The 20,188-nt window shown below is 71.2% G+C and carries 38 protein-coding genes; 2 read left to right on the top strand and 36 right to left on the bottom strand.

Features of this window, described 5'->3' with window-relative positions:
* Positions 1-31: 31 nt before the first annotated feature.
* The 36 genes from ACODT5_RS15545 to ACODT5_RS15370 form a co-directional block, all read right to left on the bottom strand.
* On the bottom strand, positions 32-997 hold the full coding sequence (locus tag ACODT5_RS15545; RefSeq protein ID WP_422519883.1) for a hypothetical protein: 966 nt from the start codon (positions 995-997) through the stop codon (positions 32-34).
* Positions 994-2,478: a phage portal protein gene (locus ACODT5_RS15540; RefSeq protein ID WP_422519882.1), complete on the bottom strand. Its 1,485-nt coding sequence runs from the start codon at positions 2,476-2,478 to the stop codon at positions 994-996. The genes ACODT5_RS15545 and ACODT5_RS15540 overlap by 4 nt, the downstream gene beginning before the upstream one ends.
* Positions 2,479-2,487: 9 nt before the next feature.
* Complete coding sequence (locus ACODT5_RS15535) at positions 2,488-4,134, bottom strand: hypothetical protein (RefSeq protein ID WP_422519881.1); 1,647 nt, start codon at positions 4,132-4,134, stop codon at positions 2,488-2,490.
* Complete coding sequence (locus ACODT5_RS15530) at positions 4,118-4,564, bottom strand: phage terminase small subunit (RefSeq protein ID WP_422519880.1); 447 nt, start codon at positions 4,562-4,564, stop codon at positions 4,118-4,120. Before ACODT5_RS15530 ends, ACODT5_RS15535 begins: the two co-directional genes overlap by 17 nt.
* A gap of 730 nt (positions 4,565-5,294) precedes the next feature.
* Complete coding sequence (locus ACODT5_RS15525; protein WP_422519879.1) at positions 5,295-5,558, bottom strand: hypothetical protein; 264 nt, start codon at positions 5,556-5,558, stop codon at positions 5,295-5,297.
* A gap of 316 nt (positions 5,559-5,874) precedes the next feature.
* Positions 5,875-6,087 carry a MerR family transcriptional regulator gene (locus tag ACODT5_RS15520; protein WP_422519878.1) on the bottom strand — a complete coding sequence of 71 codons (213 nt, stop codon included), beginning with the start codon at positions 6,085-6,087 and terminating at the stop codon, positions 5,875-5,877.
* Positions 6,088-6,110: 23 nt separating this feature from the next.
* A complete protein-coding gene (locus ACODT5_RS15515) occupies positions 6,111-6,530 on the bottom strand; it encodes a DUF6221 family protein (protein ID WP_422519877.1) in 420 nt (139 codons plus the stop codon).
* 174 nt (positions 6,531-6,704) lie between these two features.
* The gene (locus tag ACODT5_RS15510) at positions 6,705-7,103 is read right to left on the bottom strand and encodes a helix-turn-helix domain-containing protein (protein WP_422519876.1); all 399 of its coding nucleotides are present in this window, start codon (positions 7,101-7,103) and stop codon (positions 6,705-6,707) included.
* A 71-nt stretch (positions 7,104-7,174) separates the two neighbouring features.
* Positions 7,175-7,438: a hypothetical protein gene (locus tag ACODT5_RS15505; RefSeq protein ID WP_422519875.1), complete on the bottom strand. Its 264-nt coding sequence runs from the start codon at positions 7,436-7,438 to the stop codon at positions 7,175-7,177.
* Complete coding sequence (locus ACODT5_RS15500) at positions 7,435-7,593, bottom strand: hypothetical protein (RefSeq protein ID WP_422519874.1); 159 nt, start codon at positions 7,591-7,593, stop codon at positions 7,435-7,437. Before ACODT5_RS15500 ends, ACODT5_RS15505 begins: the two co-directional genes overlap by 4 nt.
* A gap of 88 nt (positions 7,594-7,681) precedes the next feature.
* Entirely contained in the window at positions 7,682-8,326 is a 645-nt protein-coding gene (locus ACODT5_RS15495) for a hypothetical protein (protein ID WP_422519873.1), read from the bottom strand.
* The gene (locus ACODT5_RS15490) at positions 8,323-8,547 is read right to left on the bottom strand and encodes a hypothetical protein (RefSeq protein WP_422519872.1); all 225 of its coding nucleotides are present in this window, start codon (positions 8,545-8,547) and stop codon (positions 8,323-8,325) included. Before ACODT5_RS15490 ends, ACODT5_RS15495 begins: the two co-directional genes overlap by 4 nt.
* Positions 8,544-8,900 (bottom strand): hypothetical protein, encoded by a 357-nt coding sequence (locus tag ACODT5_RS15485; protein ID WP_422519871.1) that lies wholly within the window; start codon positions 8,898-8,900, stop codon positions 8,544-8,546. The genes ACODT5_RS15490 and ACODT5_RS15485 overlap by 4 nt, the downstream gene beginning before the upstream one ends.
* On the bottom strand, positions 8,897-9,025 hold the full coding sequence (locus ACODT5_RS15480) for a hypothetical protein (protein WP_422519870.1): 129 nt from the start codon (positions 9,023-9,025) through the stop codon (positions 8,897-8,899). Before ACODT5_RS15480 ends, ACODT5_RS15485 begins: the two co-directional genes overlap by 4 nt.
* The gene (locus tag ACODT5_RS15475; RefSeq protein WP_422519869.1) at positions 9,022-9,243 is read right to left on the bottom strand and encodes a hypothetical protein; all 222 of its coding nucleotides are present in this window, start codon (positions 9,241-9,243) and stop codon (positions 9,022-9,024) included. Before ACODT5_RS15475 ends, ACODT5_RS15480 begins: the two co-directional genes overlap by 4 nt.
* A complete protein-coding gene (locus ACODT5_RS15470) occupies positions 9,240-9,392 on the bottom strand; it encodes a hypothetical protein (RefSeq protein WP_422519868.1) in 153 nt (50 codons plus the stop codon). The genes ACODT5_RS15475 and ACODT5_RS15470 overlap by 4 nt, the downstream gene beginning before the upstream one ends.
* Positions 9,389-9,604, bottom strand: coding sequence for a hypothetical protein (locus ACODT5_RS15465; protein WP_422519867.1), 216 nt, complete (start codon positions 9,602-9,604; stop codon positions 9,389-9,391). Before ACODT5_RS15465 ends, ACODT5_RS15470 begins: the two co-directional genes overlap by 4 nt.
* Positions 9,601-9,765 (bottom strand): hypothetical protein, encoded by a 165-nt coding sequence (locus ACODT5_RS15460; RefSeq protein WP_422519866.1) that lies wholly within the window; start codon positions 9,763-9,765, stop codon positions 9,601-9,603. The genes ACODT5_RS15465 and ACODT5_RS15460 overlap by 4 nt, the downstream gene beginning before the upstream one ends.
* Positions 9,762-10,364: a hypothetical protein gene (locus ACODT5_RS15455; protein WP_422519865.1), complete on the bottom strand. Its 603-nt coding sequence runs from the start codon at positions 10,362-10,364 to the stop codon at positions 9,762-9,764. Before ACODT5_RS15455 ends, ACODT5_RS15460 begins: the two co-directional genes overlap by 4 nt.
* Entirely contained in the window at positions 10,361-10,570 is a 210-nt protein-coding gene (locus ACODT5_RS15450) for a hypothetical protein (protein ID WP_422519864.1), read from the bottom strand. The genes ACODT5_RS15455 and ACODT5_RS15450 overlap by 4 nt, the downstream gene beginning before the upstream one ends.
* Entirely contained in the window at positions 10,567-11,712 is a 1,146-nt protein-coding gene (locus tag ACODT5_RS15445; protein ID WP_422519863.1) for a WhiB family transcriptional regulator, read from the bottom strand. The genes ACODT5_RS15450 and ACODT5_RS15445 overlap by 4 nt, the downstream gene beginning before the upstream one ends.
* Before the next feature lie 12 nt (positions 11,713-11,724).
* The gene (locus tag ACODT5_RS15440; protein ID WP_422519862.1) at positions 11,725-11,886 is read right to left on the bottom strand and encodes a hypothetical protein; all 162 of its coding nucleotides are present in this window, start codon (positions 11,884-11,886) and stop codon (positions 11,725-11,727) included.
* Positions 11,883-12,416, bottom strand: coding sequence for a hypothetical protein (locus tag ACODT5_RS15435; protein WP_422519861.1), 534 nt, complete (start codon positions 12,414-12,416; stop codon positions 11,883-11,885). Before ACODT5_RS15435 ends, ACODT5_RS15440 begins: the two co-directional genes overlap by 4 nt.
* A gap of 38 nt (positions 12,417-12,454) precedes the next feature.
* The gene (locus ACODT5_RS15430; RefSeq protein WP_422519860.1) at positions 12,455-12,826 is read right to left on the bottom strand and encodes a hypothetical protein; all 372 of its coding nucleotides are present in this window, start codon (positions 12,824-12,826) and stop codon (positions 12,455-12,457) included.
* Positions 12,823-13,044, bottom strand: coding sequence for a hypothetical protein (locus ACODT5_RS15425; RefSeq protein ID WP_422519859.1), 222 nt, complete (start codon positions 13,042-13,044; stop codon positions 12,823-12,825). The genes ACODT5_RS15430 and ACODT5_RS15425 overlap by 4 nt, the downstream gene beginning before the upstream one ends.
* Positions 13,041-13,349, bottom strand: a complete 309-nt coding sequence (locus ACODT5_RS15420) for a hypothetical protein (protein ID WP_422519858.1) — start codon at positions 13,347-13,349, stop codon at positions 13,041-13,043. The genes ACODT5_RS15425 and ACODT5_RS15420 overlap by 4 nt, the downstream gene beginning before the upstream one ends.
* Positions 13,350-13,359: 10 nt before the next feature.
* Positions 13,360-13,560 (bottom strand): hypothetical protein, encoded by a 201-nt coding sequence (locus tag ACODT5_RS15415; protein ID WP_422519857.1) that lies wholly within the window; start codon positions 13,558-13,560, stop codon positions 13,360-13,362.
* A gap of 12 nt (positions 13,561-13,572) precedes the next feature.
* On the bottom strand, positions 13,573-14,556 hold the full coding sequence (locus tag ACODT5_RS15410; protein WP_422519856.1) for a hypothetical protein: 984 nt from the start codon (positions 14,554-14,556) through the stop codon (positions 13,573-13,575).
* A 47-nt stretch (positions 14,557-14,603) separates the two neighbouring features.
* Entirely contained in the window at positions 14,604-14,969 is a 366-nt protein-coding gene (locus ACODT5_RS15405) for a hypothetical protein (RefSeq protein ID WP_422519855.1), read from the bottom strand.
* A 205-nt stretch (positions 14,970-15,174) separates the two neighbouring features.
* The gene (locus ACODT5_RS15400) at positions 15,175-15,333 is read right to left on the bottom strand and encodes a hypothetical protein (protein ID WP_422519854.1); all 159 of its coding nucleotides are present in this window, start codon (positions 15,331-15,333) and stop codon (positions 15,175-15,177) included.
* A complete protein-coding gene (locus ACODT5_RS15395; protein WP_422519853.1) occupies positions 15,330-15,743 on the bottom strand; it encodes a hypothetical protein in 414 nt (137 codons plus the stop codon). The genes ACODT5_RS15400 and ACODT5_RS15395 overlap by 4 nt, the downstream gene beginning before the upstream one ends.
* Positions 15,740-16,267, bottom strand: coding sequence for a hypothetical protein (locus tag ACODT5_RS15390; protein ID WP_422519852.1), 528 nt, complete (start codon positions 16,265-16,267; stop codon positions 15,740-15,742). Before ACODT5_RS15390 ends, ACODT5_RS15395 begins: the two co-directional genes overlap by 4 nt.
* Positions 16,264-16,728, bottom strand: a complete 465-nt coding sequence (locus tag ACODT5_RS15385; RefSeq protein ID WP_422519851.1) for a hypothetical protein — start codon at positions 16,726-16,728, stop codon at positions 16,264-16,266. The genes ACODT5_RS15390 and ACODT5_RS15385 overlap by 4 nt, the downstream gene beginning before the upstream one ends.
* The gene (locus tag ACODT5_RS15380) at positions 16,725-17,054 is read right to left on the bottom strand and encodes a hypothetical protein (RefSeq protein ID WP_422519850.1); all 330 of its coding nucleotides are present in this window, start codon (positions 17,052-17,054) and stop codon (positions 16,725-16,727) included. Before ACODT5_RS15380 ends, ACODT5_RS15385 begins: the two co-directional genes overlap by 4 nt.
* 82 nt (positions 17,055-17,136) lie before the next feature.
* Positions 17,137-17,361: a hypothetical protein gene (locus tag ACODT5_RS15375; protein ID WP_422519849.1), complete on the bottom strand. Its 225-nt coding sequence runs from the start codon at positions 17,359-17,361 to the stop codon at positions 17,137-17,139.
* Complete coding sequence (locus tag ACODT5_RS15370; protein WP_422519848.1) at positions 17,319-17,615, bottom strand: helix-turn-helix domain-containing protein; 297 nt, start codon at positions 17,613-17,615, stop codon at positions 17,319-17,321. Before ACODT5_RS15370 ends, ACODT5_RS15375 begins: the two co-directional genes overlap by 43 nt.
* 185 nt (positions 17,616-17,800) lie before the next feature.
* Here ACODT5_RS15370 and ACODT5_RS15365 point away from each other — a divergent pair, with 185 nt between their 5' ends.
* Together ACODT5_RS15365 and ACODT5_RS15360 are read left to right on the top strand one after the other, a co-directional pair.
* Positions 17,801-18,247 (top strand): hypothetical protein, encoded by a 447-nt coding sequence (locus ACODT5_RS15365; RefSeq protein ID WP_422519847.1) that lies wholly within the window; start codon positions 17,801-17,803, stop codon positions 18,245-18,247.
* Positions 18,248-18,650: 403 nt separating this feature from the next.
* Entirely contained in the window at positions 18,651-20,021 is a 1,371-nt protein-coding gene (locus tag ACODT5_RS15360) for a hypothetical protein (protein WP_422519846.1), read from the top strand.
* Positions 20,022-20,188 lie beyond the last annotated feature (167 nt).

The raw sequence follows: 20,188 nt of genomic DNA, 5'->3' as shown, positions 1-20,188 counted from the left end.
GGCGGGCCCGGGCGTTGCGCGCGGGCGGGGGTCAGAAGAGGTAGCCGTGCAGGCGCAGCAGCCGCACCGCGTGTTCGCGGTCCTCGGCCCGGCGCATGATCTCCTCGGGCATCAGCCGCACCGCCCGCGCGGATGCGTAGCGGCGGCCGTCCACCCGCTCGAAGCTGCGGCGCCGCTGTCCGGCCAGGCCCCGGCGGGTGATGCCCTCGGTCGTTGCCTGGACGGTCCGGCGGTAGAGCGTGGCGCTCTTCATACCGCGGCGGGCGTTGACGACCTGCGCCGGATCGGCGCCGGCGGCGATCGCCTCAACGGCCTTGGCGCCGAAGGCCTTCACCTGCTGCTCGGGCGTCATCGCCTGGAAGACGCCGCGGGCGCCGACCACAGCGGGCTGGCTCGAGCGTGTGACGGGGGCCATCGTGCAGTCGCACCGGGGGTGGCGGGCGAAACCGTCCGAGAGGGAGTACTCGCGGCCGGCCAGGATGATGCACCGCGCGCACGCGGGCAGCTCCACCACCCGCACGTAGGAAGTGACCGCGGGCCTGGTCGCCATCGCAACGAGGTCGGCGGCCCGCCCGGCGTCCGCGACGACGGTGCGCACCAGCAGGTCCAGGAGCGCCGCGCCGGACGCCCAGGAGACCGCCAGGGACGCGCCGCGGCCGATCGCCGAGAGCGTCGTGTACAGCGGAAACATCAGCAGCTCGGGCAGCTCGCGCCCGTCGCCAGCCACACCGGCCAGCGACTCGGGCCGCAGCTGATCGGCGGCAGCCTGCTCCGGATCGGGTCCCAGCAGACCGGCCAGGTACGGCTCGGCCTGCCGGGCCGCGGTGAGCTGCCCGGCGGTGGTGATGGCGACGGCCCGGGTGAGCAGCGCCACCCAGGACGCGCGCAGCTGGTCGGTGTCGGTCTGCCGCCACAGCGCGCCGGCGGCCTTCGCGGTCACGGCCGCGGCGCGCGCCCGTTCGCGCTGGTGCCGCTCGGCCTCCGCCTGGGCGCTCACGCCAGCACCTCGTCAGCGGCCGGTTCCTCCTCGAGGGCCGTCGTGTCTTCCGGCGGCCCGTCGGCCGGGCGCTGCGCCATCATCCGGGTCAGGTCGGCCACCGGGTCCATCTCGGCCTGGGCCTCGCGCATCGCGACGACGTCGGCGACCTCGGTCGGGGTGAGCCCGTAGCGCAGGGCCAGCCACTCGAAGGGGAACCCGATGTCCTTGAGCTTGACCAGGGCGTCGGCCAGCTGCGCGTGAGAGCGGGACTCGGAGTCCGCCCACAGCACACTGCCCGCCCGCATCTCGGCGGCCTGCTTGGTCTTGCCCTGGGCCAGGAGGATCAGGCGGGCGACCTCGCGCAGGGCCTGGCCGAACCACAGCTTCTTCTCGTCGACGCGTTTGACCAGACCGGTCTCGGCGGCGAGCAGCGCCCCCTCGGCCAGGTTGGCCATCTTCCCGATCAGGTAGTGCTGCGGGGTGCGGGTCTGCGCGGCGAGGTGGCCGACTGCCACCTCGATGATCCCCGTGTACGCCGCGAGGTTGGCGGCCGGCCAGCTGGAGATCTTGGCGTCCTTGCCCGTGATCCACAGCACCCGGTCGACCGCGAATTTCTCGAGGTCGACCGGCTGCTTGCCGATGATCTCTCCGGCTGAGTTCAGCTTGGGCAGCATCGGGCGCTCGGCGCCGGTGATGACGCGCTGGGGGAAGCTCGCCGCGTCGGACGCGTTGAACAGCATCGCCCACAGCAGGTTGATGGCGTCCTGCATGGCGACCACCCCGGTCACGTCCGGGATCGGCTCGCTGGTCAGCATCGGCTTGTTGGGCAGCTCGACCATCGGCACGACACCCATGGGGTTCGGCTGCGGGTTCGGCTCGACGTCGAACTGGCGGGGAGCCCAGCGGCTGAGCTCCTCATCGACGTCGGCCATCTGCGGACTCTTGTCCTGCCGGGCCTGCGACCGCGTGAACTTCCATACCTCGTCGGGCAGGTAGAGCGTCGCGAAGTCGTGCCCGCCGTCCTGCCATCGCTTGAGCGCGGCCCGACGCAGGCGGCGCGAGCCGGGCTCGTAGACGACGATGCACTGCGCCGCGTCCTCGAACGTGACGACCGGCATGTCCGGGTCGTCGGGGTCACCCCAGACCAGGACGAACGAGCGGCCGGAGTTGACCGCGCCGAGAAACCCGAGCTGGCTGTCGGCATCCAGGCCGTTGACCTGCCAGACCTTCCACAGTTCCTTGTCGGCGAGCTCCACCCCAGCAGCCTTGAAGCCGGTGACCTCCAGCCGCTCGACCGGGCTGTCGGCCACGATCTGCACCCAGTTGTCGGAGAAGTCCTTGTAGCGGTCGCCGTGGAACCTCGCGAACTCCTCCGACGCGAACCGCAGCCGGGTCTTGCCCCGGTAGTAGTCCTCGTTGCGGTCGATCTCCGGCCGGCGCCGGATCAGCTCCGACTCCAGCAGGGACACCAGACGCTGCGCTTCCTCCAGCGTGGCCATACACACCCCCTACGCGGAGTAGAAGTAGGACTCTTCCTTGTCGGCCAGGCCGGCCGCGATGACGTCGCCCAGGGCCTCGTGCGCGAGCACGCTGGCCACGGAGGCGTCGATCTTCTGCGCCGGGCTCGCCTTGCGCAGCACGTACAGCCCGGACGGCCGTACCGCGACGCGAGTGTTGGCGATGTGCGCCTCGGTGATCGGGCACCCGTCGTGCGTGAACGCGGCCGCCCGCGCACCGTCCGCGGCGTTGCGCTTGACCACGTCCGTCTTGAGGCGCTCGGCCGCGGAGTACATCTGCACCATGCGGCGCGTGTACCAGCGGATCACCCGCTCCTCGCCGTACAGGTCGACCCACTCGTCGACCTCGGTGTCCCAGTAGGGCGGGTCCGCGTACATGCGCACCACGTCGTAGCGGGACATCAGCTGTTCGACGGCCGCCCGGACCTCGGCGCGCGGGACCTGGCCGCCGTAGTCGGCGGGGTTCCAGATCGTCGGCTCGTCCTCCGGCCCGTACACGGGGGTGAACTGATAGCCCGACATGGTCTCGGCCCGGATCGCCGTCCAGTCGTCCATGTCCGAGCCGTCAAAACCAAGGACGATGCGCGTGTACGCGCGCACCCGCTGGGGCTTGGCCTTCGCCGCCCACTTCGCGCCGTCCAGCCAGCTCGCCGTACCAGCCACGCACCGGTTCCCGAAGAACCGCTCGGCCTGCGCGGGGTCCTTCTCCAGGATCTCGGCGGACTCGGCCTCGATCGCGTCCAGGTCCACGTGCGTGGACCCTGCGTAGACCAGGTTGTAGATCTTCCTGCGCTGCCGCTTGTCGCCGAAGGACAGCGACTTGGGGGCCTGCGGGTGGTAGCGGAAGATGTCCCGCGCGCGCGACTCGCTCGTCGTCTGCGCAACGCTGTCCTCCGACGGGTCCCACGCGTTCGTGGTCTCCATCGTCCGGCCGCCCATGCCGGCCGCCCCGCGGCGCTGCGTCTCCGCCACGCGCCGGAGCTTGTTCGCCGCGGTGTACAGGCCGGTCTCGTCCTGCATCGCAAAGATGATCGGGTTGCCGAGCCGGGACAGTGCCGATGAGGTGACGACGTCGATTCGGCCGTCATCGCCGACCCGCGTGAACTCCTCGCCCACGCGCATGCGCGCGGCCAGGGGGCCGCGCTTCACCATCGACTGCAACGGCCGGTAGACGTTCGCGACCTGGTCCTCGGACGTGGCGGTGAGCTGGATCTGCGGAGTCGGCCACGGCACGCCCATCGGCTCTCCAGGCTCGTAGTCGTACCACCAGCCGCACGGGCAGCCGTAGTCCGCGCACCGGTACCGCTCCCCGCCGGCCGCCCACCCGGCGAAGACGACCGGCCCGGCAGCCTCGGCCAGGACGATCGTCGCCGACCAGGGGCCCTTGCCCGTCTTCTGCGGCGCAACGACCTGCGAGCGGCGGTGCGTGAACGCGGGCGCCAGCTGCCCGAGCCGGGCGGCCGGCCTGATCCGGTAGTGGTTCACGGTGCACCACAGCTGCCACGGGTACAGCTCCATGTCCTCGCCCGCACGGAACCCGTCCGGGACCGGACAGTGCGCCTCGATCCAGTCCGGCACCACCCACAGCGTGGGGAAGTCGACGACGAACTCGGCCCCGGCGTCAGGCGCCTTCGCCACTGGGCACGACCTTGAGCCGGTCCCGCGCGGACGGACGCCGTGCGGCGGGTTGTGCCGGGGCCTCCTCGACCTCGGCGAGCAGCTCGATCTTCCAGCGGTTGCGGAGCATGCCCTGCACGCTCAACCCCAGACTGTCGAGGTAGCTGCGCAGCATCTTCTTGATGTCGACCCGCGCGTCCGCACGCTCGGCCTCCGCCAGGGTCCGCACGAACAGACCCACCTCGAGGGCCTGGCCGAGCTCCTCCCACATCACGGCCTGCGGCGACTCCCACAGCTCGCACCACACGTCCCACTCCCGGGCGCTGGCCTCGGTCAGGGGCCACAGGGGCGGCTCGCCTGCACGGCCCTCGGCCGGCAGTGTTCGCCAACCGGCCGCGTCGCTCTTGCGATCCCGGCGCAGAGCGTTGGGATCGGGCGCCGGCCCGGACACAACGCGAGCTCCACCACGGGGCATGATCGATCCCTCCTCCACGCTGCGTTGCGCAGCCCTGGCTGGCATCACGTTGCGTGACGCCGGAACCCCTTTGAACCTGACGGACTTCCCGGAGCCCTCCCCGGCGTCTGGGAACCCCTACCGGGGTCGGGGGTACCCCCCTGGGTCTGTCACGTAAAGTGACAGATCTTTTTGATCAAAATCCTTGATCAAATTCTCATGAAATTCTTGATCAAATTCCCCAAGTTTCACGAGCCGTCTTGGCGCTGTGATGTCTCTTGCTCATGGCCTGCCAGTTCGAAGGATCGAAGCCGCGCGGACCAAGGGGACCAAGCCCGTCGATGTGATCAACCTCCGTAGCAAGGTCACGCTGAAGAGGGGGAAGCGATGCGCATCGCGGGCACTCGCAGTACGGATGGTCACGTAGGTAGAGCGCACTTGAGTTGATCCAACGTGTCCCTCGTCCTGCATGGCGATGTGCCGGCCTGGCCGCATCAGCCTTGGCCTGGCAGCTCTCGCAGCGCCCTACGGGGGTGAGTGCGGGGCATCCTGGCGTAGGGCACACCTGCATGGCCTTGCGGGGCATGCGGCCTCCCTACGTGATACCGGCGGTTGCCGTCCGGGGCCCTCGTTCCGGACGGCTGCACCCGCATCCACTCCGCACGAATGGTCATGGAGGAGCCCGGCCGCGGTGGGGGGTCGCGGCCGGGCTCGGTGGTGGTGGCGGTTACTGGCGGCGGCGGAAAAGGCAGATGAGCGCGGTACGTTCGCCGGAGAGGGCCTTGCCCTCGGCGGCGGCCATGTTGGTGAGGTGCCAGCCCTGCGCTTCGATCGCTTCGATCTGGTCGCCGACGCCGGTCATGATGCCGGTACTGCGGCTGGTCACGTTCGCCTCGATGATCTTGAAGGTGATGACGTGGCGGCCAGCGGCGTACGCGTCGGCCGCGGCCTTGGTGGCGACGTCGGCCTTGGCGTTGTTGATGAAGCCCATGGTGCCCCCTGATGCGGTGGTGGAGCCGCATCGTTGCACCGGGGCGCTGGGATCGTCAGGTGTGTGACGTACCCGTGACATGTGGTGGGCCCGCTGCCCGGTCGCTGGCCTACCGCGCGATGCCCCGCGTGTCATCGGGGTACTACGGCCGGACTCTCCACCCGATCGCCGGGCAGCGGGTGCTTGGGGGCAGGCACGGCGAAGGCCCCGACCGTGGTGCGTGGTCGAGGCCTTGGGCGTCCTGGTCAGCCAGCGTGTGGGCATGGCTGTACGCCCAAATCGTGGCGCGCTCTTGTTCGAGTGTCAAGCCGGATGATCAGCAGGCTCTCTGGCCGAGCCTGTTCGGCTTGGGTGCGTCGCGGGCGGCGAGGACGTCGTGCAGGCGGTAGATCGGCCTCTTGGGTGTGCCGCCGGCGCGGGCGAGGAGCCCCCGCCGGACCCAGTCGCGGATGGTCGCGGGCTGCACGCCGCACGCGAGGGCGGCCGTGCTGGTGGTGAGCTGCCCGGGCGGCAGGCTGGCGTACTCCATGCTGCTCAGTGTCGCCCAGGCCCCTAAGACGCTGGGGTTTTGAGGGACCACGCTGCCTGGTAGTCCGGGTGGCCGGCGTATACCGCCGCGTCGTCCAATAGGTCCGGGCATGGCCACTCGACGAGGGCCTGGCGTTCCGTGTCGATGTCTCGGTTGGGCGTGCATGACGTGCAGATCAGGTATGCGAACGACGTCGTACCGGTCTGGTCGTTCAAGGCGAGGCGGCGCCGCTCAGGAGTGTGGCGGGCGAGGCGCCGCCGCTTGGCGGCGACCTCGGCGAGGACTCGCGCCGGATCGTGGCGAGCGATGTGCTGAGTGTCCTCCACGGGAACGAACGCAATGGCCTGCTCGGGGTCGTAGCCGTACCAACCTGCGCTGGCCGCGCGGGCGGTTTGTTCGTCCTCGTCGAGGCGGGCGCGGAGAAACTGCACGGGGTCGTCCATGCGGTCATGCTGCCAGTCGAGGTGGAGGTGAAACAGCGCCGCGGGTACGGGCGACAGGAGGCCCCGCCCGAGGAGTGCTCGGGCGGGGCCGGGTCCCGAGTAGCGCCAGCAGCCCTGCGAGCGCGTATGGGATGCCCTGACGGTACGGGCGGGGTCTGACAGCGGGTGTCGCGGTCAGGCGTCGGGTGTCGCGGGCGTCTCGGCGAGGTGCGGGTACATGTCGCAGAAGGAGTCTGCGACACCGGTCAGCATGGCGATGTCCTCGCGCAGCTGGGCGAGCCACTGGCGGGCGGTCTCATCGGTCACGAGGACTTGGTGAGCGGGACGGGCGGCCGCTGTCGCGTCCACGGCGTCGCGCAGCTGCTCCATCGCGGCGGCGGCCTGAGCTGCCTTGTCGCGCAGGCGGGCCTGCCGTGCGCTGGGTGTCGCGGCGTTGGCGATTCTGTCGCGGTGCACCACGTCCTTGGAGACGCCGAGCTCCTTGGCGATGTCGCGGACGGACTTCTTGTCGCGGGTCAGTTCCGCGACAAGGGCGCGCCGCTGCGCGACAGGGTCGGTGGTCGGGTCGGTCATGGGGCGGTCCTGTCGCGGTCGCGGCCAGGCCTGTCGCGGTTCGCGGCGGGCCCGGCCGGGGTGGGGTTGGGTCAGGAGCGGGCGGCGTCGCGCAGCTGCTCGGCGTACTTGCCGCGCAGGATGCCGGGCTCGACGGCCGGGGCGTGGGCGAGGAGTTCGGCCTCGACGTCGGCGACGAGGTCGGCCCGGATGCCGTAGTGCTCGGCGGCGAGCTGCCCGGCGATGATGCCGCGGCCCTCGGGCCACATCACGCCGTTGGGGCGGGAGCGGTCGAGGTAGGCGGCCATCTGCAGGAGGAGGGCGCGGCAGGTCTCGGTGGGCGGCAGGCCGGTCATCGGGTCACCGCCCGGTAGGTGGTGACCAGGACGTGGTCGGGGGTGGCGCTCAGGATGAGCGTGCGGGCGCCGTGGCGCTCGACTCGTCCGGTGGCGATACGGAGCCGTCGGGGCTCGTGTGCGGGGGGCGGGGTGGGCGTGGCAGTATCGGGCACAGCTGCTCTCCTTGGTTGATTCAAGGGGGGTTGGTCAGGCCCTCGTTGGTGTTCGCGCACCGGCGGGGGCCGCCCTGCGTTCCGGGGGCTACCCGGCGAGGAGCACCTCCCGCTCGTCGTGGTCGATCCAGGCCCTGAGGTCGGCCCAGGAGGCCGGCGGGTACACCACGGCGCACCACGGGCAGGTCACGCCGTGGACGTTGCCGCGGTAGTAGCGCAGCACGGCCCCGCACCGGGAGCCGTCGTCGTACTCGGCAGGGCAGGGGCCGAGCCGCTCACCGCGCTCGGAGGTGTCGGGCGGGCAGACGATCGTCAGGGCCCGCTCGTCGAGCTGCCGGATCTCGGTGGCGAAGGATCCGGCCTGGGCCCAGTCGACGATGTAGTCGAGGTGGAACGCGAGGCGAGCAGCGGCGTTGCTGACCCGCTGCTCGAAGGTGCCGCTGATCACCGGTGCCGATCCGGCGCGGGAGGCCTGCATGGCGGTCCACCAGTCCTCCAGGACGCCCACGATGCCGCCAGGCCCGCGCATGGTCAGCACGTCGGCGGAGACGGGCAGGGGTGCCTCGACGAGGCGGACGCGGCCGAAGGAGGCGGGGCCGGCGGCGGGTTGCAGCTCGGCGGCCAGAAGCCGGTACAGGGCGGGGATCCGGGTCAGGCGGCCGGCGGTCGCCGCGCGGCAGCGGGAGCAGAGATGGCCGGACGTCAGCTCGGTCTGGCAGACGCACGTGGTCACGGGAGGGGCTCCTTGGGTGCGGTGAGGACGGCGTCGATGCGGTCCCGAAGGCTGCAGGCGGGGAGCCAGTCCACGGCTTGGCTGAGTAGGCCGAAGACGTACCCCCAGTGAGTTGCGGCGGTGGAGGCGCGGGCCTGGGCGTCGGCGAGTTCGGTGTACAGCTGGTCGAGGTCGTTGTCGGTGATCGTGTCGGCGGTGTGCCGGGCGGGCTGCTCGGTCACAGTCGGCCTCCGACGGCCTCGATGCCGATCGGGTTCCGTGCGCCAGCCTCGGTGCTGGCCTCCGTCATGGACTGAATCTGGAAGTCGACGGGGATGGGCAGGTTGGCGGCCTTGGCGATCAGGTCGGACAGGGCGATGTTGATCAGCAGGCCGATCCGGCCAGCGAACGCCTCGGCCTCGTCGTCGGGCAGGATCAGTCGCAGGTCGACGTCCCGGTACACGGCGGTGTGCAGGGCCGAGCCGACGAGGTAGACGGGTTGCCCGAAGGCGGCGGTGATGGGTCGGCAGGCCCAGTCCAGGCGGTGGAAGTCGGGTGGGCTCAGCTGGCAGGTTCGGGGCAGGCGCTCGGTCACGGCCGGTTCCCTTCGGGCTGGTAGTCGTCGATGGCGCCGGCGGTGACGATGTCGCGCTCGTCGTCCTCGGGCGGGGGGACGGCGTAGGGGTGGGGCCAGTGGGTGGGTTCGCACGGCTCGGTCACGGCTGGCTCGCGAGGAGCGCGCGGGCCACGGCGAGGGCGGGTTCGTCGTTGGGCGCGTCCTGGCCTTCGAGGGCTTCGGCGGCCTGCTCCAGCCAGTCGGCGAGCGGTTGCCGGGCCCGGAGGAGGGCGGCGACGGCTGGGGTGGCAGTCATGGCTCCTCGGAACGTGGCGGCGCGCAGCTGCTCGGCGGCGGCCTGGAGTTCGTCGGCGGGGGTCATCGGCTGCTCCGGTTCTGCTTGTTGGCTGCGCGCCGGTAGTCGCATGGCAGCTCGTAGGTGTGGCCTTCGCCGCAGTCGGCGGGGCACTGAGCGTGGAGGCCTCGACGGGTGTGGGAGAGGAGGATGCGGAGGCGGTCGAGGAGGGTCACCGGCTACTCCCGGCGGCGGTCGCACGGATCGCGTCGGCGACGGCGAGGAGCGCCGTGACGGTCGCGAGCTGGGCCTGCACTTGAACGGCGGCAAGGGCGTGGTCGGCGTCGAGGTCGCGGGCAGCGCCGTTGGGGTGGGCGATGAGCCGCTCCAGGTTGTTGCGTGCCTGGGTGAGTTCGCGGAGTGCGAGGTCATGGTGCTGCTCGGTCATGGTCGTCTCCTGGTGTTCTGGCGGGCCCACGCGGGCGCTGGGCGGCGTGCCGTGGTGCGGTTGGGGGTTCGGGTGTTGGAGCGGATGGCGCGGCCCAGGAGGAGCGCCCACAGCGGCGAGAGGACAACCCAGGCGATGAGGACCACCGCGAGCGTGTTCACGGCTCGTCGATCCACACGATTTCGGTGGCGCCCTGGTGGCCGTGGATGTGCTCGACGGAGAGTTGGCCGCGGTCCCAGAAGACGACGGAGGGGTGTTCGCCGCGCCAGCGCACGGATGCGGTCCCGTCGGGCCACAGGATGCCGTCGGCGACGAGGCCGGTCCCGGAGACGCCGGACACGTCGTGGTGGCGGAGGAGGGCGAAGCGGCGCGGCATGACGGCCCGGAGCGCGGTGGCGGTGGGCACGGAACCAGGGGGGAGGTCTGCGCGAGCGCGGGCGCGCTGCTCGTCGGTGATGGGGGCGCCAGCGAGCGGCCCGGACCGGGCTACGGTCTTGCGGATCATGGCCTTGAGGAGCTGCGTGTCGAAGCCGACGTCGATGTGCAGGGTGCTCGGCTCGGGCGCGGGTCCGCCGCCCTGGCGGGCCATGTCGCGGATCCCCGCGATGACCTCCTCCACCCGATCCAGCGGGATGTGCAACGCGGTCACCACCCCGCCCTGTTCGGCGACGACACACACGGTCGGAACGTCGTCGTCGCGGTCCGTGATGCCGATGCTCAGCTTGTCGCCGTCGGGGTCGGTGAACTCAAAGCTGCTCATGTGGGAATCCTTGTGTTGATGCTGGAACGGCTGGCAGAGGGCGCGGAGTGGCGGGGGCAGTGATGGGACGTCCCGGTGATGCCCCAGCCGAGCCGGGCGGCGGTCCGGTTGGCCTCCGCCTCGTCGGCGGTGTCGGTGAGGAGCTGTGCGGGGCAGCTGCCGTACTGGCCCATGCGGTCGCAGCGGACCGTGATCCGGGCGCTCACCGCTGCGCCCGGGTGGTACGGCGGGCCTGCTGGTAGGCCGCGTGCGCCTGCATGAACGTGGCGTCGGTCCCGCCGCGGTCGGGGTGGGCGACGGTCATCGCCGCCCGGAGTTCGGCGAGGGTGGCAGGCGAGGGCCGGACGGTGGCGTCGGCCTCGAGGGCGGGCGGGGCGAGGTAGAGGCGTTTGTCGGCCTCCCACCATCCGGTGGTGGCGCCGCGGTAGACGTTGCCGTCGGCCTCGAGGCGGAGTCGGCTGACGCTTCCGATCCTGGGCGTGCCGTGGCGCTCGTCGCGGATGTAGAAGACCTTGGCGCGGGTCTTCCTGACGACGCGAAAGCGAACCACTTGGGCGGGCGCCCACAGTGCGTCTCCCTTCCAGTGCGTCGGCTGCACGCCGTACAGGTACTCGACGGGCACGAGCAGCTGCGGGACGGCCGGGGGCTCGGCGGCCGCGGCGAGGGCCTCGCGCATCGGACGGTCGGCCAGGTGCTGCCAGGCCACACACCGGGCCTGCCCGCACGTGGCCCGGACGGAGCCCTCGGGCGGTCGCCCATAGCCGAGGGTGTAGGCCAGGACCGTGCAGCTGACGGAGCGGCGATCGGCCATCTGCACACCGGGGTTGCCGATCCACAGCACGTGCCCGTCGTCGCCGGGCTGGGTGCGCCGGTCGAATCGCTGCTGGGGCGTGCGGGGCTTGCGCGGGCTGGTCTGGGGGTCGGGAACCATGCGCAGGCCCAGGCTTCGGCGTAGCTCTGTGACTGCCCGGAGCGGGAGGCCGCTGCGTTCGGCGACGACGCGGTCGCACAGCTGCGCGGCGCGCAGGAGCTTCTCGGCCTCCTCCCGGTTGTCGGGGGTGTCGTCGGGCACGGGCTGCTCTCCGCGGGCGAGGGCGGCCCGCTCGCGGGGGTCGAGGCCGCCGCGGATCCCGTCGCGGTAGGCGCTGGTGCTCTGGCCCTCCTCCTCCAGCGCCACGTCAAGGCACTGGGCGCGGACCGGGCAGGCCTCGCACATCGCGCGGGCGGCGTCCTCACTGGCCTCGAACTCGGCCAGGCGGTTCTTGCAGCGTGCGCGGTCCGCCCAGTGGCCGGCGGGGTCGGTGTCGGCGTGGGGTCGGGAGCGGCTGAGGGTGGCGGTGCGGGACACGGGTCTCCTCCTTCAGGCGGTGGTGTGGGGGCGGATCGTCAGGCTGCTGCTGTCGAGGTACATGGCGATGTACTCCGCGAGCGCGGCCGGCGTCGCCTCGTCGGGCGGGGTCACCGTGCGGTAGTCCTCGATGGCGGCGGCCACGATCCGCAGCGTGCTCGGCGGGATGCTCACGGCGTGACCGGCTGCTCGCGCTGCTCCCAGGCCTCGACGATGGGCCGAGGGACGATGCCGGCGGGCGCACAGGGGATGCCGGCCTGGCGGGCCCATGCCCTGACGACGGCCGGGTCGTAGGTGCGCTTCACCGCAGGGCGGGGCGGGCGGGCGCCGGGCTTCAGCGCGGCCGCCCGGCTGCGGGCCTCGGCCAGCTGCTTCTCCAGCTCTACGACTTCCATCGTGACCCTGAGGAGCTCAGACTCGGTCTCGTGCCGCGCCTGAAGCTCGTCGATCAGGGCGTGCACTCGCTCGGCGCTGCGCTGTACGGACTTGGCCTCGTGGCCCTCCGCCCACGCCAGCAACTTGGCAACGCCCGGGCGCTCCCTCGATGTGGACGAGGTGGGGAGCGCCCCGCGGGCGGCGACGCTCTTGTGCAGGTCGATGATGCTCGCGACGGTCTCGCGATCGGTGCGCAGCTGATCGGCGATCCGCTGGTCGCTGTACCCGTCGCGGCTCATCTGCAGGACGACGGCCGGGGAGACGTTCATGGCGGCCCTTTCTCGGTGCTGTGCGGGGCGGTAGGGAATCAGCAGGGGCTGACGAGGTAGCGGTGGCCGACGGGGACGCCGTTGGAGTCGTGGACCTCGTCGAGGGGAACGAGGAGGTCGGCGCGCCCACGGACGCAGGCACCGATCGCGGGGTCGACGAGGAGGTACACGCCCGGCCGGGAGGCGGGCAGGTCCCGGACCACGTACCGCACGAGGTGGATTTCCAGGTGCTGGTCGCCATGGCGCGTGGTCTTGGGCTCGTCGAGGTCCACCGACTCGAAGCGGAGGAAGGCCCCCGGGCCCCCGGCAGCGATGACCGTGCATCCGGTGGCGAGGGCGTCGGCAGCGATGACGTCGGGGGCTTCCGGCCCGTAGAGGCGGACGTCCTCACCCGTGAGATTGATGATCATTCGGGGCTCCCTGCGGTGTCGGTCGGGGCGGGTACGGGCGGGGTGGGGCCGATGTGCCAGCCGTCCTGTCGCAGCGCCATCACGGCGTTGCGGCCGAGGAGCGCGGCGACGGCGTCGGGCAGCGGCTGCCCGAGCAGCTGCACCAGGTCCTGCTGCAGCTGCGCGGCGATCACAGCGCCGACCGCCTCGGCGACGGCCACCGTGGCCCGGGTGGTCATCGGGTCCATCCCTGCCAGCGCGCCGGCCGAACAGCGGACCGCTGCCGGGACCCGGAGCGCGGCGGGCGGGGCGCGGGGCAGGTGGCGACGTGCGGCATGTACAGCCGCTCGAAGCCCTCGGGGTTGGGGCGCTCGGTGGTCAGGCCCCGGGAGCGGAGGGTGCCGACGCCGTCGCGGTAGATGGCGAGGTTGCCGGCGGGGTTGGGGTCGGCGTTGACGGCCTGGCGGCGGCCGGCGGCTGTGGTGGTCCACCGGATGCGGTCGCCGCAGCTGGGGCAGGCGGCGACGTCGTGGTCGCTGGGCATCGGGGGCTCCTCAGGCGCCGGGGAGGGCGGTGCAGGAGTGCGTGAGGCACTGCACGTCGTCGGCGACGAGGTGGACGTGGTGGCCGGTGGCGGCGAGGGCCTCGGCGGCCGTGAGGGCGGGCGGTACGGGGGCGGCAGCGAACGGGAGCGGGGCGTCGTCCTCCCACTGCTCGTCGTAGCCCACGGCGGCGGGGGCGAGGTCGATCGTCATGGTGGGGCCCTCTCAGGCGGTGTCGGTGTCGGTGATGTCGTCGGTGAGGTGTGGGGAGACCAGGCGCCAGCCGTAGACGTGGATGGCCTCGGTCCGGCCGAGCGTGGCGATCGCCCGCCGGATGGCCTCGGGGTCGCCCTCGGCGGCCGCGCGTACCTCGGCGACGGTGGCCACGTGCTCGGGGTCGCGTACCGACAGCAGGAGCGGCATCTGCCCCCCGTTGGAGGCGCTTTTCGTCTTGAGCTGCGCGGCCCGGTCGTCGCGGCGCTGCTGGGCGGTGAGCGCCAGGGGCGGCCGGGCGGACGTCGGCGGCGGATCCGCGTCAGGCGGATCGTCTCCACCGGGGGGAGCGACCCCCAGGGTCAGGTGACCACCAACAGCGGCCGATCCCTGGGGTAGTACCTGGGTATACCTGGTACGTAGGGGGGCCGGTCCCCCCATTTCAAGGGGGGCCGGTCCCCCCATTTCCAAGGGGGGCCGGTCCCCCCATTTGCCTTCCGGCGAATTGGGGGGCCGGTCCCCCCTATTCGCCTCCTCGGAATGGGGGGCCGGTCCCCCCAACTCGGTGGGAGCCTCCTCGGTCCACGGGGCCGCCTCCTTCTTCGGCCGGCGCCGCCGCTTGGCCTCCAGGACCGCAACCGCCGCGGTCCAGTCGGGACGCGGGCAGATGACGAGCACGTACACGGTGGGCCGACCCGGGCCGGGCGGCTGCTCGGTGGTCACGACACCGGCCGCCTCCGCGGCGGCCAGCCAGCGGCGGACGTCCTTGAGGTCCGAGCACGAGGCCGCTGCCACGCTCTGCACGCGGATCGGCGCACCGTCCCGCATCCGCAGCGCGCCCGAGGTGTTGGCGGCCGTGGCGAGGGCGTAGAGGACCGTGAGGAACCCGCCGCGCAGGGGCTTGGGGAGCTCCCGCGTCCATCGCCAGTACAGGGCGTTGCGGTAGGCGTGCGGAACGCCTCCGCTGGCGTAGTCCGGCTGCTGCTCGTCGGGCACGGGAGCCTCTCTGTGTCACGAGGTCGTACGGGTGGGGCGAGGACTCGTCAGCCGCGTTGGGATGCCCTCCGGTACAGCGGGAGCGTCAGAACGAACGTCGCGTTCTCGTACTGGTCGCCGTGCACCGGCTGCAGCCAGCCGCGCTGCTCGAGGATCCGCAGGTGCACACAGGTGCGGCCGAGCGTCAGCCCCGTGGCGGTCACCAGACCGCCCAGCCCGGGCTGGGCGGAGGGGTCGATCTCGCCGCTGTCCGAGGCGAGCGAGGCCAGCGTGAGGGCGACGAGGCGGGTGTTCGGGTTCATCTGGCTGCAGCGGATGCCCTGCTGGAAGCGGCCGCGGAACGAGGAGCCGAGGGTGGCGGCCTGGGCACGAACGACGCGGGCGGCTACGTCGCGGGGGGTGGGAGCGGACATGATTCCTCCGGGGGTTCGGTGACGGCGGGAGGTTCGGTGCGGGTGAGGTAGGACCCTGCGGGCCAGCCGGGCCCGGGCGGCGTCTCGGGCCGCCCGGCGAGGGCGTTGGGGGTGTGCCGGTCGCAGCGCCACCCGCACGGGTAGAGGCGGGCGGGCTGCGAGCCGTGAGGCAGGTACAGGGAGTCGCAGGGGTGGGCGGGCCTGGTCACCCGAGGCGGGCGACGAACGCCCGGGCCGCGATGGCCTGCCAGAGACGGACCGCCCCGCGGGCCAGGCCGACGAGGGCCAGGACCAGCGCGACGAGCCAGACCACGGCCCCAGTCGCCAGGACGACGAAGAACGCGATCACGGGGAGGTCGCTCACGCCAGGCCCGCGCTGCGCTCGGCGTGCCAACCCAGCTTGGTGAGGTGCGCGTTGGCGGCCGTCAGCTGGCCCGTGACGCGCTTCAGGTTCGCGTCCGCGGCCTCGTTGGCGACCTGCAGCGCCAGGAGCTGCTCCTCGAAGTTCGCCGCCCGCTCCCGCCAGACGCCTACTTCGCGGGTCAGCTGCAGGGCCCCGGCGGTGGTCTTGAGCTTCTCCAAGTCGTTGATCCGGACCTGGAGAGCATCGGCGGTGTCGGTCCGGACAGCCGGCACCGGGACGGGTGCGGCCCCGGGCAGCGGGCCCGGCCGGACGACCAGCGCGCGCCGCTCCTCGGCGGCCGCGTTCAGCCGCCCCTGCAGGTACTCCACTTCCGACCTCAGCCGGCGGTTCGTACGGAACCATTCGATCACCGGTCCACCTCCTCTCGGGCCTCGCGGTCCTCGCAGTACTCGCACCCGCAGTTGGTGTACGAGCCGTCGATGAACTCGGCGAAGCACGTGTCGTCGTCCGGGCCGGGGCCGGCCTGCGGCTCCAGCGCGGCGTGCCGCTCCTCGTCGGCGAGGTCCAGGCGGATCTCGTCGGCCTTCTGTTCCTCGCGGGTGGGGTGCTCCACCTCGTCGGCGAAGTCCTGGTAGTCGTCCATCAGTTCTCCTGTGCTGGTGTGGCCGCACTCGTCGCAGACGAGGCCGGCCGGGGTCTTGGTGTGCGCCGTGGTCAGGTGCGCGCAGGCGAGGCTGTGACAGGCGGCCCACTCGTCCGGGGCCGATCCGGCCCGGCGGTGCCGGCCGTGCCCCGCGTTGGCAGGCCACGTGAGTGCGGGCAGGGCTACCGGGGCCAGGGACGGCGGGGTGCGGCGCTCCATCGACCGGCTGACCGCGTACTGCGCCAGGTGCAGGGCGAGCGAGATCACGGCGAGGGCGAGTAAGGCGGTCACGGGGTGCCGTCCGCGGCCACGATCGGGAACTGGACGTCGACCGAGCGGCGGGCGGCCGCTCCCTCGCCGGGCAGGGTGGGGCAGCCGACGGCGTGCCGGTCGAACCGGTCCGGGCAGCCACACGGGCGGCCAGCTGCCTCGGCGCGCTGCGGGTTCTCGGCAGGGCGCATGTCACGGGCGGCCGGGATGTCGAAGGTGCGCACCATGTACGCCGCGTTCTTGTCGTCGATCTCCTCCAGCCAGTCACCGACATCGGCGATGGCCTCGGTCCGGGAGACCTTGGCAGCGGCCTCCAACTCGGCCACCCGGGCCCGCAGCGCCACCAACTCGGCCGCTGTGTCCTCGGTGTTCAGCCAGCCACCCGCGTCCAGCGCGACCGCGATCGTCGCGCCGACCGCGTTCGGCCGGCCCATCCGGGCGCAGATCACCTTCGCGGCGCCGCTGATGCTCCTCGTGTTCACGCGGCCACCGCCAGGGCCTCGAAGGCCGCTACCTGCTCGACGGTGACCGGCAGCCCGTGCCCCGACAGCTGCAACTTCACGCCCAGAAAGAGGCTGGTCGCGGCGAGCCACGTCGAGCCCGCGTAGGCGTGCAGCGTCACCACGGACGGGGGGATGTCGAGCGCGCACCGCCAGGCCTCGAACTCAGCCGGGGTGTCCAGCTGGAGGCTGACGACTCCCAAGCTGCTGTACAGAGAGATGAAGGGCAACGGCAGGTGGCCGTGCGCCTCGACGAGGGCAGCCAACGCGTTGATCGCGGGCGCCTGCTCGGTAAGCTGGGTGTTCACGGTGTACCTCTCTGTCTGTGGTGGGTACTGCCGAGGGGCTTCACGGACCAGGCCCGGTCTGTGCGGCCCCGTTTTTCGTCGGTCAGGCGGCGCGGGCGCGGAGGCGCCGGGGCCGAGCGGGCACCCGGTGCATCTCCGCGATCTCGGCGCGGTCCTGGGGGCTGAACCGCAACTTTCGACCCATGCGGTGGTGCGGGTAGCCGTGGTGGTTGACGCCGTCGCGGAGGCGGCGGACGCCGATACCCAGACGCAGGGCGGTCTCGTTTACGTCGGTGAAGTCCTCGACGGGGAGGGTCCTGGCAGGCATTTGGGCACCTCATTTGAGTGAATTTCGCCGGTGGCGAGGAGCTGTTCGTTTTCGGTCGGGAGGCCGAGGGCGGCGCGGAGCCCTATGTAGGTGCCGGGTCGCATGCGGCTTTGGATGCCGATTTCCAGCCGATTCAGGTAGGAGCGGCTGATGCCTGCGGTGCGGGCGAGGTCAGCGATCGTTTTGCCGCGCTGCATGCGGAGCGTTCGGATTGCCGCCCCGTCCACCTCGTAGGTAGCTCGGGGTGCCGTCATGGACAGAAACTAACAGCTACTGATAGCAGTTCCTAGCAGTACTACGCAGTAACTTGCAGTAGTCAGCATTTGCTAGCAGTAGCTAGCAGCTTTGGCATATGCCCAGCTCAAACAGCATGTAATGAACTGGTAGAGGCTGGAAGCTGTTCCTGGCGGTACCTGGCAGTTCCTGAGACCATGCCCTCATGGCAACTCCCGACCGCGACGACAGGCAGCGTCTCGCCCGGCTAGTGATCCAGCGCCGAGTCAAGCTCGGCTGGCACAAAGTCGAGGCCGCCCGAGCAGCCGACCTGACGCACACCACGTACATGCGCGTCGAGCGCGCGGATGAGGTCCGCGACGTTACGTACGCCAAGATCGAGACTGCGTTCGGCTGGGCACCCGGGGCCTGCATGGCCGTGCTCGAAGGAGCCAAGGAGGCCCAAGAGGCCGGCGAGATCGCGCACGGCGTCCGCTACGCCTCGGACGCCTCGTTGGACGACAGCGCGCGCACGGCGGTGAGGAACGCGATGATCGCCACGATGCCGGAGCTCCCCGCCGGCGAGATGGCCAAGGTCAGCGAGGCCGTGTTGGAGGAGCTGCGGCGGCGCGGCATTGTGCCCACAAATGTCGAGGAAACAACCCCTGGCTAGCACAACCTTTTTCCGTGTCGAAACCGTAACCGGGCGTTCGACATCAAGTTGATCTGTCTCCTATCGGTCACGCGATCGGTATGTCAGGATCCGGTCACGGAGGGTTTCCGAACGCACCGAAAGGAGGCCCCGTGCAGCACACATTCATCACGCTGGACCGACCGGGCTTCGTTGGCTGGTCGGCCCACGCAGGCGAGGGAATCGTGTGTGTGATGACGCCAAAGGTCCGAACAAGCGCGCCTGCAAGGAGTGCAGTTCGGGAGCTGATCAGGCGTCAAGGAGGCGACTGCGCCACATGCGCATGCCAGAGCTGCCCGCTGAAACTGGCAACATAAGCGCGGTCCTGTAGAACGGTTGGCGGTCAGGGGTGCCCGCCGGCCATTCGTACTGAGAGGGTCGGTCCGTGGCCTACGCGGAGAAGCGCGGAAAGAGCTGGCGAGTTCGGTACAAGCTCCCCGACGGGACGTACGACTCGGCCAGTGGATTCGAAACGAAGCAGGACGCCCTCGATCACGGGCGGGCGCTGGAGACCGACGTACAGCGGAAGGTCTTCGTCAATCCGAAGGATGGCGCGAAGCTGTTCGGCGAGTGGGCCCTGGAGTGCCGGGCCGCGTCCGACGTATCTGAGACCTCGGACCGCAGCTACGACAGCCGGCTGAATGCCGTGATCCTGCCGAAGTGGGCCGAGACTCCCGTCGGGGACATCACGTCCATGAGCTACCGGGCCTGGACGACCAAGCTGGGCGAGCAGTACAAGCCGAACTACGTCAAGGCCGTCGAAGGCCTGATGCGCATGATCCTGGACGACGCCGTGACCGAGCGGCTCATCCCGTACAACCCGATGCCGACTGCCTCCCAGAGGCGCCGCGGGCGCCACGTCACGGTCGAGGCCTCGGACGACTACGTTTGGGCCACCCCTGCGCAGGTCCTGCAGCTCGCGGAGAACGCGCGGACGGTCCGAGGGTTCCAGTGGTACGTCATGGTCCTCACGGCCGCGTACGCGGGCCTGCGCATGGGCGAGGTGGCCGGCCTTCGGCGGGACCAGGTGCGTCTCCTGGGGCTGGAGTACGGGAAGTCGCTGCGCGTCCAGTGGCAGGGCCAGTGGCTGAGCGCGCCCGCGAAGCACATCGTGAACCGCGGCGACACCCTGGAGACGATCGCGGAGCTCCGCCTGGCCGACCCAAAGCGGGCGTCAGAAATCGCGGAGGCGAACGGCCTCGGACCTGGCGAGAAGCTCCGCGCTGGCCGCCGGCTCATGCTCCCGAAGGGCTTCACGCTGCTGCCGCCGAAGTACAGCTCCTATCGGACGCTCATCCTGCCGCCGTTCCTCGGCGACTTGCTGTCGCAGCTCCTGGCGGAGAACGCCCACCCGCTCCTCGTGTTCCCCTCCCAGCGCGGCCGGCCCCTGCGGGTCGACGATCAGTTCTATGGCCGGTTCTGGCATCCGATCGTCGAGGGCCAGGACGCCGAGCCGTCGCGCCGGGGGCGGGCTGAACAAGTCGAGCTGCCGACGGTCAAGGACCTCGAAGGGATGGTTCCGCACGGCCTCCGGCACGGCCACAAGGTGTGGTTGGACGAGCAGGGGCATGCGCGGGTCGCGGTCGAGGAGAGGCTGGGGCACCGCCTCCAGGGCGTCGAGGGGACCTACTCGCACACCTCCCCGGCAATGGAGCGCGGGATCGCCCGCGGGCTCCAGTGGGCGTGGGAGACGTCCCTCAAGGGCGAGACATCGAGCGAGACATCCTGGAAGGAGTGGGCGACGGAAGCCGCATGATCCACTCCCATCTCCCAAACACCTCCCAGATGATCTTGTGACAGCCCAACGGCCCGGCCGCGAAGTGCGGTCGGGCCGTTGTTATTTGCGCTCTGACCAGCAGCGCAGGGAAATCCGTCGGGCGCCCAAGATCAGGCGGCCTTGGTCTCCCAGAAGATGCGGTCGAT

The sequence above is a fragment of the Streptomyces tatrensis genome, assembly GCF_049310065.1.
In the GTDB taxonomy this organism is placed as follows: Bacteria; Actinomycetota; Actinomycetes; order Streptomycetales; family Streptomycetaceae; genus Streptomyces.
Note: the sequence above shows the minus strand (reverse complement) of the source record. Positions and strands in the feature narration are given on the sequence as shown.